A 9,326-nucleotide genomic window follows, 5' to 3' on the forward strand; every position below is an offset into this window, starting at 1 on the left:
TGCCCCGCCCGTTCTTCAAGAAGGCCCGCTCTTCAAAGAACGATTGGCGGCACGTGCGCGCAGGCGGGCGCGCGTGAGAAACCCGCCAAACAGCACCGCATAGCCGGCGAAAGCGGCAATCCAGAACGCCGCTGACACGTGGAGGAGAATTGTCTCGGCAGGCGCGATTGCGGCGGCCACGCGCAGAACGGCAGCAATGAGGATCGCAACGAAAACCGCACATGTTCCGGCACTTGCCTTCAGCGCACGGCCGGTGTGGCCGAGAGTGGCCCGCGTCATGACGGCAAGTGTCATGCAGGCGATCGCGCCCACCGCAAAGGCATGAATGCCGGCAACCGGAGGGATCCTTGCTGGAGAGAAGACGGCCAGTCCGGCGAGCAGCAGCCCAAGCGGCACAAACGCGAATGCAACATGCAAGATCAGAACCAAGGGGTCGGACAACGTCCGGTCGCCGGCCCAGCGGGCGAGCCGAACAGCGTTGAAGACCGCGGCGGCGATTAGCAGCACGCCGGTTGCAATGCTGTCGGGGAAAAAACTCCACGCAGCGAGTCCGACAGCGGACAGCGCGATCGTTCCGATGTCGAACCTGCCGAACGATGCCGGGAGCCGTCCCGGCTTCTCGCGAACCAGCCAGTTGCGGGTGAAGCTCGGAACGATGCGTCCGCCAATGATCATGATGAGGACGACAACCGCTCCAAGGCCGAGGCGCCGGCTCATGTCGGAGACGCCCTGGTAATGCGCTTCGGCATGAAACATGACATTTGCAGCCAACAGGGTCGCGACCGGCAGAAGCACCTTGAGGTTTCGCCAGTTTCGCCCAGCGATGATTTCGATTGCCGCAGCAACCACCACCGCCAGCAGAAAAGAGCAGTCTATGACCGCGCTTGCCAGCCAACCCGTTTCCGCGGAAAGGAACACGGCCACTCGGCCAGCGATCCACAGCAGCACAAGGATCATAAGGCGAAAATCTTGAACCGGCAGTCGTCCGGTCCAATTCGGAATTGCGGTCAGCAGGAAGCCTGTCACGACCGCGGGCAGGTAGCCGAAGAGCAACTCGTGGATGTGCCAGTCCACAGGCAGGAACAGGCTAGGGGTTCCAAGCTTGCCGTAGTAGAGAGGCAACCACAAAAGCATCGCGGTGGCGGCTTGCAGCGAGCCCAGCAGAAAGAAGGGTCGGAACCCGTAGGAGAAGATTGCCGGATAAGCGCTTGGCCGCGTCCGCGGAATTGCCATGACATGCCTCATTGGAAACCGGGCAGGATTTCCTGTTTGGGGCTCTTTTATCCCGCCCCTGAAGGAGGGAATTTGCCTCAGCGCAAACAGCCGACTGATTGACGGCGACAGGAGGCTTCACTTGTCGACAGGCGGTCGTCCGTGACACAGTCTGGCCAGGGGACCTGAGCGCGTTTGCGCAGTTGAAGTTGGGGAGAAAAGGCAATTGACAAGCCTTGACCGATCACTGATTGCCGGGCTTTCCCTCTTCGAGGGCATCGCTGCCGCGGATCTCGATCGCATGATCGGGCAGGCGAGGTCGGTCCGGATCGCGAAGGATCAGCCGGTGTTCGAGCAGGAACAGGAGGCGCATTCGTTCTTCCTGCTGCTCGACGGCCATGTGCGCGTGGTGAAGTCGACTCCGGACGGACACGAGGTGACCGTGCGATACATAAGCCCGGGCGAGCTGATGGGGATCGCCCACGCTCTGGGTCGGACCACCTATCCGGCAAGCGCGATTGCCGTTGTCGATTGCGTTGTGCTTGCCTGGCCCGGCCAGCTCTGGCCGACATTCGCGACAACGTTCCCGAGCTTCAGCGCCAATACCTACAAGGCGGTGGGAAGCAGGCTGCAGGATGCCCACGCGCGTATCATCGAGATGTCCACCGAGCAGGTGGAGCAGCGCGTCGCGCATGCGTTGCTTAAGCTGATCAAGCAGTCGGGGAAAAAGACCGAGGAAGGGATTCTGATCGACTTCCCGATTTCACGTCAGGATGTCGCGGAAATGACGGGCACCACGCTCCACACGGTAAGCCGGCTGCTTTCCGCTTGGGAGGACCAAGGGTTCGTCAAGAGCGGACGGCAAAGGGTAGTCGTGGTCGAGCCGCATCGCCTCCTTGTCATCGCCGAAGGTCGCGTGGCAAAGGGCTAGTCCGTTTCACCGGCGTCAATGACCGCCTCCAAATCGCAGCGAAGCTGGTCCTCGTCAAGATCATGCTCGCGTGCCGCATCGGAAACGGTATGAAAGGAAGCGATCGGGCAGCCGACGCACAGCATTCCGTGCTGGAGAACGACACGGATTGCCGCCGGCGCCTTGCGCATGATCCCATCCATCGTCGCATCGTCGTTCAATTTGCGTTTCATGTTGCTTGTCCGCATTTGCAAACAACTATCCTGCCTGGCCTTTTCAGTGCGTTCGTTGCTCTGAAGCAAAGACGGCGCTTTCCGCCTTGCTCGACGAAACCGCAGTTGAGGTGCGTTTCGAAGCTGCGGCCGCCTGGCGACTTGGCATTTGCGATGGATCAAAGCTCGACCGCGTTTCGCCGGGTAGATCGATGGCGCCCAGTCTTGACACCGACGGGTCATGAACCGGTGGCCGCGTCGATGCGTTGTGCTTCAGCCGGGTCGGTTTGGAACCAACGAAGGAGTCGGAAATGACCGAGCATCCCAGCACCAATCGCTTGTCCGCACAGGAACTGCGCAACATCGACGCCTACTGGCGTGCCGCCAACTACCTGACGATCGGGCAGATCTATCTGCTCGACAATCCGCTGCTTCGTGAGCCGCTTCGTCTGGAGCATGTCAAACCCAGGCTGCTCGGCCATTGGGGAACCTCGCCAGGTCTCAGCTTCATCTACGCGCATCTCAACCGCGCGATCAGACTGCGCGATGCCAACGTCATCTATGTCTGCGGCCCTGGCCATGGCGGACCTGCCATGGTTGCCAATACCTATCTCGAAGGCACCTACAGCGAGATCAATCCGGATATCTCGTTGGATGAGGCCGGAATGAAGATGCTCTTCCGGCAGTTCTCGTTTCCCGGCGGCATCCCAAGCCATGCCGCGCCCGACGTGCCAGGCTCGATCCATGAAGGCGGCGAGCTCGGCTACGCGCTCTCACATGCCTACGGCGCGGCCTTCGACAACCCCGATTTGATCGTCGCCTGCGTCGTCGGCGACGGCGAGGCGGAAACCGGGCCGCTGGCAACCTCCTGGCACTCCAACAAGTTCCTTAATCCGGCGCTTGACGGCGCGGTGCTGCCGATCCTCCACCTCAACGGCTACAAGATCGCCAATCCCACGATTCTCGCCCGCATCCCTGAAGAAGAATTGCGTGCGCTGTTCGTCGGCTATGGCTACGACCCGCTGTTCGTCGAGGGTGACGATCCGGCCCCGATGCATGAGCGGATGGCCGCCGTGCTCGACGATGCACTAGATCGCATTCGGGCGATTCAACAGACCGCGCGCAGCGGCGCGGAGACCGAACAGCCTCGTCCGAAGTGGCCGATGATCGTGCTGCGAAGCCCGAAGGGCTGGACCGGTCCCAAGGAGGTCGACGGGCTGAAGACCGAAGGGTTCTGGCGCGCGCATCAGGTTCCGCTCTCCGGCCTCGCCGAAAACCCGGCGCATCTGAAGATGCTCGAGGATTGGCTGAGGAGCTACCGGCCTGAAGAACTCTTTGATGCCGCCGGCGCGCCTGTGGCCACGATCCGTGCCACCGCGCCGGAAGGCGCCATGCGCATGAGCGCCAACCCGCATGCCAATGGCGGCCTGCTGCGCCGATCTCTCGAACTGCCGGATCTGCAAGAGCACGCAATCTCGGTCCAGCAGCCCGGCGGCGTGAAAGCAGAGTCCACTCGTGTGATGGGCAATTTCCTGCGTCACGTCATGGCATTGAATCAAAGCACCAGGAACTTTCGCATCGTCGGTCCCGACGAAACGGCATCGAACCGGCTGCAGGATGTATTCGAGGTGACGGAGCGTGCCTGGATGGAAGAGATCCTACCCGAGGACGTGCACCTCGGCCGGGAAGGCAGGGTTCTGGAGATCCTATCCGAGCACACCTGCCAGGGTTGGCTGGAAGGCTATCTTCTCACCGGCCGCCACGGCCTGTTCTCCTGCTACGAGGCTTTCACGCACATCGTCGATTCCATGTTCAACCAGCACGCGAAATGGCTGGATGCCTGCCGCAAGTTGCCATGGCGACGGCCGATCGCGTCGCTGAACTATTTGTTGTCCAGCCACGTCTGGCAGCAGGAGCACAACGGCTTCAGTCATCAGGATCCAGGCTTCATCGACGTTGCCTTGAACAAGAAGGCGGACGTCGTGCGCGTCTATCTGCCGGCGGATGCCAACAGCCTGCTTTGCGTGACCGACCATGTGCTGCGGACATGGAACCGCATCAACGTCATCGTCGCCGGCAAAGCCAATTCCTGGCAGTGGCTGTCCATCGACGAGGCGAAAGTCCACTGCAATGCCGGCATCGGCATATGGGAGTGGGCATCGACCGACGGCGGGGCCGAGCCGGATGTGGTGATGGCCTGCGCCGGCGATGTGCCGACGCTCGAGACGCTGGCCGCCGTCCAAATCCTGAAACGCCACATTCCCGACCTCAAGATCCGGCTGGTCAACATCGTCGACCTGATGACCCTGCAGCCAAAGGAACACCACCCGCACGGCCTGTCGGATCGCGAGTTCGACGCGCTTTTCACAGCCGATAAGCCCGTCATCTTCGCTTATCACGGCTATCCTTGGACCATTCATCGCCTGACCTACCGGCGAACCAACCACGACAACATCCATGTGCGCGGCTACAATGAGGAAGGGACGACGACCACGCCCTTCGACATGACCGTGCTGAACGGTCTGGACCGCTACCACCTCGTGCTGGGTGTGCTCGACCGCATTCCCGAACCGGCCGGCGCGCATATCAAGCTGAAGCAGGCCATGGAAGGCAAGCTGATTGAGCACCGGGCCTATATCCGCGAGCACGGCCAGGATATGCCCGAGATCCTCGCCTGGAAGTGGGAGCAGTAGTTCGATGCCGAAGCGCCAGGCCAAATGGATGAGCGCTCCGAGATTGGTTGGGGCGGGCCGACGATGACCGATGCCATTCTCGTCCTCAACGGCGGCTCGTCGAGCCTGAAGTTCGCCGTGTTTCAGCAGCGCGACGAACTTGACCTGCTGGTGCGTGGCAGCGTCTGGTCGATAGTGCGCAGTCCACGACTACGCATAGCGTCAACGGCTTTCTCGACCGAGATAGACAGAAGCTTGGGGGACGGGCCGACCGACATCGCCAAGGCATTCGAGGCCATAGCGTCCTATCTCGCCGACCACGCTCTTTTGCGCCGGATCGGCGCGGTCGGCCACCGCATCGTCCATGGCGGGCAAGAATTTACCCATGCGACCCTGCTCGATGAGCGTACGCTCAATGCCTTGCATGGGCTTGAGCCGCTCGCGCCTATCCATCAGGCGATCAACCTGGAGATCGTCCACATGGCCGGTCAGCTTCTGCCTGAGGCCAGTGAGGTCGGCTGCTTCGATACGGCCTTTCACACGGCGCGGCCGGAACTCGCCAGACTGTACGGCTTGCCGCACGAAATGTCGGAGCAGGGCATCGTCTCCTATGGCTTCCACGGGCTTTCCTACAGCCACATCGCCGCGAAGCTCCGTGAGCGCTACGGCGACGGTACCGGTGGCCGAACGATTGTGGCCCATCTCGGCAGCGGCGCCAGCCTGTGCGCGATGAAGGCAGGGGTAAGCCTCGCCACGACTATGGGCTTTTCGACGCTTGACGGCCTCGTCATGAGCACGCGTTGCGGCGCCATCGATCCTGGCGTGATCCTGCATCTTTTGCAGGAGTGGAAGCTGTCGCCCGACCGATTGACCGAATTGCTTTACGAGCGTTCCGGCCTGCTCGGCGTATCCGGCATTTCCGGGGACATGCAGACGCTGCTTGCGTCGAGCGAGCCAGCGGCGGCCCGCGCAGTCGATCTGTTCGTCTACCGTGTCGGGCGCGAGATCGGCTCGCTTGCCGCCGCGCTTGGAGGCCTCGACACGCTGGTGTTCACCGCGGGTATCGGCGAGCATGCGCCTCAAATCCGGCAAAGGATCTGCGAGGCCGCCGCATGGCTTGGTGTCGTTATAGATGACGGTTTGAATCGCGGCGGCGAAGAACTGGTCAGCGATCCGGATTCCCACATTGACGTTCTTGTCATCCCAACCGACGAGGAACATGCGGTGGCCACGGAACTCCTCGACCCTCGAAACGGTCCGATTTGCCGCGTGGCAGGATAGCAGGAACTAGCTCGGCAGCTTGGCGCCGATCTTCCGCTGAACCAGGACAAGTGTCGGGTCATCGGGATCCGTCGTGACGATGAAACCCATGTCACGTTCAAGTTCGATCGCTGCGCGGTTTTCGCGGCTCTCGATCGACTCAATCGACTCGATGCCCTGGTCGTCCGCATAGTGCGCGACATAGCCGAGAAACTCCCAGCCGACGCCGAGATGCTTGCGATCCTCGCGAATGCAGATAGCGACTTCGCCACGGCGGTCGGCCGGATCGCTGGCAAGCGTTGCCACCGCGATCAACATTCCGTCGGTCGAGAAGGCGAGAAAATTATGGATATGCGGATCGTCGGACCGGGTCATCGCCACCAGCCGCTCATGCGAAACTTCCCGCACTGCTCCCAGGAAGCGGAAGCGCAGATCCTCCGGCGTCACATGGGTGAAGAATTCGGCGACGAGTGGCTCGTCATCAGGACGTGCACGGCGCACTTCGAAGCGAAATCCGGTGTGGGTTGTAAGCGTGGCTTTCATTGTCGTGCCCTTTCAGGATCGATGCGCGGGCGATTGGACCCGAATGGCCTCATTCCCCCATCGCCAGCAAGGTGTCCCGCTTGAGGATTTCGATGCTGCGCAGGCTGAGCAGGCGGATCACGCCTTTCTCCTTTAAGCGGGTGAAGACCCGCGAGACGGTTTCGATGGTGAGGCCGAGATAATCGCCGATGTCGTTCCGCGACATAGGCAATTCCACCTGCCTCAACCCACACTGACGCTCCGACATTTCGACCAGGAACGCCGCGACGCGCTCGATGGCGTTCTGACGGCCGAGCACGAGAAGATGTTCCTGCGCACGGGTCAGGCCTTTGAGGGCAAGGGGCAGAAGCTGGCGAGACATGTCCGTGCCCACAGGGGCGCGGAAGATCCGCACGCCGGTTGCGTTGATCGCTTCGGCGAAGAAATGGTGAGTGGCGTCGGCTTCGAAGCCGAAAGTTTCTCCCGCCAGATGGAACGCGCTGATCTGCCTGCGGCCGTCGGCAAGCAAGCGGTAGATACGGACGGCGCCGAACTCGACCTGATAGAGAGCGCCCGCCTTTTCGCCTTGGGCATAGATCTCGGCGCCCGCACGGAAGAAGCTGACCGGCTGCACTGCGGCCCCCTCAAACATGGGCGCAGGGCTCTGATGAGGGAGATATGACGGCAGTTCGATCTTGGCGGAAGCTTGAGCGTACATGACTGTGGTCCCGGTGAATTGTGACAACAGCAATCGCGCAAATCCCGCTATACCGAAATTCGGTTATGTCCCTACGGGAAACTACTTAGAGTGGCGGACGTCTATCCGGACCGGCTGTCCAGTCGATAAGCTAGGCGCTATAGGCGGGATCCGGGAGGTTGCACCCAAAGCTGGAGCCCGCCCCAGTCAGACAGTTTCACGAGTTCTGGAAGCGGGCATTTCGGCATGTCGGAAAGGACCACTACGCAGCGGTCCGCGCGAAGGCTGAAGCGAACTTCGCGGCCCATCAGGCTCACTGGGATGCCGCCGACAGGGAAATAGGGTACTCCGCCGCTATGCGCGCTGAGCAAGAGGCGGCCAACCGAGCGGGGGCCTTGCTCGAAGAATTGTCTGAAACGCCTGCCACTACCCTTGCCGGCGTAGGAGCCAAGCTTGATGCAGTGCTTAAGGAAGGTCAGTCGTCTGAGGACGATGCCGAGTTTCCCTGGCCCCAAATCCGCTCGGCCATCGAGGATATTGTCCGGATTAGCCGGCAGAGAGAGCCGGGTTGAAGGCATCCATGCCGTTTCGCGCCGGTCTGTAACTCCCCAAACATTCGGAAATTTGCTGAGTTCTCCGTGCGCTTCCTCGTGGCGGCTGACACTGAAGATGCGTGTAAACGTTGACACTCCAATGGAGAAAGCCATGTCCCCGACGTCATCAACCCTGTTGCTTCGCAATCTCCACGAGGTGTTCGGTGAGATCGACCCCGCGCGCCGGCGGGCCACGATCGAAGAGATCTTCCACGAAGACGCCGTCTTCTACGAACCGGGCGGCACCTACCGTGGCCACGACGAAATCAACCGCATCGCAGGCGTGATCAAAGCCATGCATCCCGACTTTCAGTATCAACTGATCGCGCCGCCCGAGGAGGTAGGCAATGGCGGCCGGGTTCGGTGGGTGGAGGGTAGCCCGGGCAAGCCGGCTGAGGTGGCCGGAACCGATTTCATAGTCGCCCACGACGGCAAGATCGCCGTTATCTATCTCTTCTTCGACAAGCTCCCGGATTGAACGCTGAGGCGGCAGCATTGCCGTCGGAAGCTAATCCCAATCCGGCGCGAGATGCGGAGGATTAACGATCCGGCTGCCGGGAGCGCCAAGCGCGGAAATCGCTGCCATCTCGTCGTCCGTCAGCAAGAAATCGAAAATCCGCGTGTTGGACCGGATGCGTTCGATATTCTCCGTCCGTGAGAGCGCCACGCCGCGCTCCTGCTGTATCAGCCAGCGCAGGACCACTTGTGCGACGCTTCGTTGGCGGCGGGCGGCAATGGACGCGAGCAAATCTGTCTCGAAGACTCGGCCGACCGCCATGCCGCAATATGCCATGAGGCTGGACCGCTCGGCGGCAAGTTGCGCCAGGACAGCGGATTGATCCAGAAATGGATGATATTCCACCTGGTTGGTGATGAGCAGATGCTTCGACAGCGCCGTGGCTGCGCGAAGCATCTCGCTGTTGTAGTTGCTGACGCCGATATGGCGCACTCTGCCTGATTCCACTGCCCTGTTCAGGCCCTCTATCTGCTCGGCAATAGATGCTCCACCGTGCGGCCAATGCACGAGCAGCAGGTCGATGTAGTCCGTTTGGAGATCCGCCAGGCTCTGATCGACGGATGCCATGAATCGTGAGCCGGAGTAATTGCTGACCCAAACTTTGGTGGTGATGAAAATCTGGGACCGCGCGATCCCCGCCGCGCGGACGGCGGCTCCGACATCCGCCAACGGAGACGACCACCACCGCCGTTGGTTTGGGCATGACGTTGCCCCCAGTTTCTATCCAGCTT

At 61.3% G+C, this 9,326-nt stretch carries 10 protein-coding genes; 4 read left to right on the plus strand and 6 right to left on the minus strand.

Annotation, left to right across the window (positions count from 1 at the left end; translation table 11 throughout):
• Positions 1–15 precede the first annotated feature (15 nt).
• Positions 16–1,233: an NnrS family protein gene (locus DH10_RS13925; RefSeq protein WP_192249456.1), complete on the minus strand. Its 1,218-nt coding sequence runs from the start codon at positions 1,231–1,233 to the stop codon at positions 16–18.
• A gap of 205 nt (positions 1,234–1,438) precedes the next feature.
• Between DH10_RS13925 and DH10_RS13930 the strand changes: the two genes are divergently transcribed.
• Positions 1,439–2,143 carry a Crp/Fnr family transcriptional regulator gene (locus DH10_RS13930; protein ID WP_192249459.1) on the plus strand — a complete coding sequence of 235 codons (705 nt, stop codon included), beginning with the start codon at positions 1,439–1,441 and terminating at the stop codon, positions 2,141–2,143.
• Here the strand turns inward: DH10_RS13930 and DH10_RS13935 are convergent.
• The gene (locus DH10_RS13935) at positions 2,140–2,343 is read right to left on the minus strand and encodes a DUF1858 domain-containing protein (protein ID WP_312891267.1); all 204 of its coding nucleotides are present in this window, start codon (positions 2,341–2,343) and stop codon (positions 2,140–2,142) included. The genes DH10_RS13930 and DH10_RS13935 overlap by 4 nt on opposite strands.
• Positions 2,344–2,645: 302 nt before the next feature.
• Between DH10_RS13935 and DH10_RS13940 the strand changes: the two genes are divergently transcribed.
• Both DH10_RS13940 and DH10_RS13945 read left to right on the plus strand, forming a co-directional pair.
• On the plus strand, positions 2,646–5,027 hold the full coding sequence (locus tag DH10_RS13940; RefSeq protein ID WP_192249462.1) for a phosphoketolase family protein: 2,382 nt from the start codon (positions 2,646–2,648) through the stop codon (positions 5,025–5,027).
• 63 nt (positions 5,028–5,090) lie between these two features.
• Positions 5,091–6,287 (plus strand): acetate/propionate family kinase, encoded by a 1,197-nt coding sequence (locus DH10_RS13945; protein ID WP_192384813.1) that lies wholly within the window; start codon positions 5,091–5,093, stop codon positions 6,285–6,287.
• Between the two features lie 6 nt (positions 6,288–6,293).
• Here DH10_RS13945 and DH10_RS13950 read toward each other — a convergent pair whose 3' ends face one another.
• From DH10_RS13950 to DH10_RS36930, 3 genes are all read right to left on the minus strand, one after another.
• A complete protein-coding gene (locus DH10_RS13950) occupies positions 6,294–6,809 on the minus strand; it encodes a GNAT family N-acetyltransferase (protein ID WP_192249468.1) in 516 nt (171 codons plus the stop codon).
• Between the two features lie 49 nt (positions 6,810–6,858).
• Positions 6,859–7,506, minus strand: coding sequence for a helix-turn-helix domain-containing protein (locus tag DH10_RS13955; RefSeq protein WP_192249471.1), 648 nt, complete (start codon positions 7,504–7,506; stop codon positions 6,859–6,861).
• A gap of 137 nt (positions 7,507–7,643) precedes the next feature.
• Complete coding sequence (locus DH10_RS36930; protein ID WP_246506159.1) at positions 7,644–8,192, minus strand: hypothetical protein; 549 nt, start codon at positions 8,190–8,192, stop codon at positions 7,644–7,646.
• Here DH10_RS36930 and DH10_RS13965 point away from each other — a divergent pair.
• Positions 8,191–8,556 (plus strand): nuclear transport factor 2 family protein, encoded by a 366-nt coding sequence (locus DH10_RS13965; protein ID WP_192249474.1) that lies wholly within the window; start codon positions 8,191–8,193, stop codon positions 8,554–8,556. The genes DH10_RS36930 and DH10_RS13965 overlap by 2 nt on opposite strands.
• A 30-nt stretch (positions 8,557–8,586) precedes the next feature.
• Here the strand turns inward: DH10_RS13965 and DH10_RS13970 are convergent, their stop codons facing one another.
• Entirely contained in the window at positions 8,587–9,264 is a 678-nt protein-coding gene (locus DH10_RS13970; RefSeq protein ID WP_210325126.1) for an aldo/keto reductase, read from the minus strand.
• Positions 9,265–9,326 lie beyond the last annotated feature (62 nt).

This window comes from Mesorhizobium silamurunense, assembly GCF_014843825.1.
Lineage (GTDB): Bacteria > Pseudomonadota > Alphaproteobacteria > Rhizobiales > Rhizobiaceae > Mesorhizobium > Mesorhizobium silamurunense.

Coding starts and splice junctions, on each gene's coding strand:
- DH10_RS13925 (WP_192249456.1), bottom strand. CDS start 1,233: ATGGCAATTCCGCGGACGCGGCCAAGCGCTTATCCGGCAATCTTCTCC.
- DH10_RS13940 (WP_192249462.1), top strand. CDS start 2,646: ATGACCGAGCATCCCAGCACCAATCGCTTGTCCGCACAGGAACTGCGC.
- DH10_RS13945 (WP_192384813.1), top strand. CDS start 5,091: ATGACCGATGCCATTCTCGTCCTCAACGGCGGCTCGTCGAGCCTGAAG.
- DH10_RS13950 (WP_192249468.1), bottom strand. CDS start 6,809: ATGAAAGCCACGCTTACAACCCACACCGGATTTCGCTTCGAAGTGCGC.
- DH10_RS13955 (WP_192249471.1), bottom strand. CDS start 7,506: ATGTACGCTCAAGCTTCCGCCAAGATCGAACTGCCGTCATATCTCCCT.
- DH10_RS13965 (WP_192249474.1), top strand. CDS start 8,191: ATGTCCCCGACGTCATCAACCCTGTTGCTTCGCAATCTCCACGAGGTG.
- DH10_RS36930 (WP_246506159.1), bottom strand. CDS start 8,192: ATGGCTTTCTCCATTGGAGTGTCAACGTTTACACGCATCTTCAGTGTC.